This window comes from Amaricoccus sp. W119 (assembly GCF_047275745.1).
Lineage (GTDB): Bacteria > Pseudomonadota > Alphaproteobacteria > Rhodobacterales > Rhodobacteraceae > Amaricoccus.
In genome coordinates this window covers 1-1,059 of record NZ_JBKQWU010000183.1, presented here as the reverse complement: position 1 = coordinate 1,059, position 1,059 = coordinate 1, and the positions used below count along the sequence as shown (strand labels likewise).

Genomic DNA, 1,059 nt, shown 5'->3' with positions numbered 1-1,059 from the left:
CGCGAACACACCCATCGCATCCTCCATGTTGGCAGGCTCCGGCAGCGTCCGAAGCAACCCTGATCCTGCCAGCCAGAGCGGCGCAGGAAATGCGATTAAGCTAAATGGTGTAGGAGGGCCGACGTTCGGAGAGGTCCGAGCCTGATCAGGCGGCCACGGCAGGCAACCTGACGTTGGGATTTTCGGTGACGCGCGCGAGGCTTTCAAGAGACATGTACCTGCGCGCGACGGCCCATTCGTCGTTGGTCTCGAGCAGTGAGGCATGGTGCCGCCATAGTCCGAGGCCCATGCCGAGCGCGCCGACGAGGCGGATGATGGCATCGTCGTTCGGAAAGATGCCGATGACATCGGCGCGGCGCTTGATCTCGCGGTTGACCCGCTCGAGCGGATTCGTCGACGCGATCCGCGCCCGGTGCTCGCGAGGGAAGGTCATGCAGGCGAGGACATCGTCGCGGGAGGCATCCATCATGGCGCCGAGCTTGGACTTCTCCCGGAGCGCATCGGCGACGACCGCCCACTGGGCCTCGGCCTTGGTCTGNGGGAGGCATCCATCATGGCGCCGAGCTTGGACTTCTCCCGGAGCGCATCGGCGACGACCGCCCACTGGGCCTCGGCCTTGGTCTGCCTCACGCGAAGATCGTCCTCAGCATCGCGGTCACCGCCGTGCGCTGCTTCGTCGGCGCATGGGCCAGAGCGTTCCGGAGCCAATGAACGCGGCAGCGCTGGTGGGTCGCGGCGGAAGCCTGCCCGGATCGAGCCGGCGCGCAGCCCCTTGTGGTCGTCGGCGATCACCAGTTTCACGTCGCGCAGGCCGCGATCGGCGAGACCACGGAGGAACCCCGGTCCGGAAGGGTGAGGCGGAAAATAGCGAGCGTCCGGTGGACGGCCGCCCTGCCGAACGCCTCCGAGGGCCCGGTGGTAACGCCGAGAACCTCGCGCTTACCGTGTATAAGTCAGCACTTGATCTGACAGACGATGTCCTGAAGCTGAGGTGAGAGCCGGGGCCGGGCGTGGAGCGGTTGGGGTGGCGAAACGCCCGGCTTCGGCGTTTGGAGGGAC

The 1,059-nt window shown here is 66.7% G+C and carries 1 pseudogene; it reads right to left on the bottom strand.

The features are described 5' to 3' along the window. Positions 1 to 145: 145 nt before the first annotated feature. A pseudogene (locus tag ACLJK8_RS22860) lies at positions 146 to 734 on the bottom strand (transposase); the annotation flags it as partial. Positions 735 to 1,059: the final 325 nt, after the last annotated feature.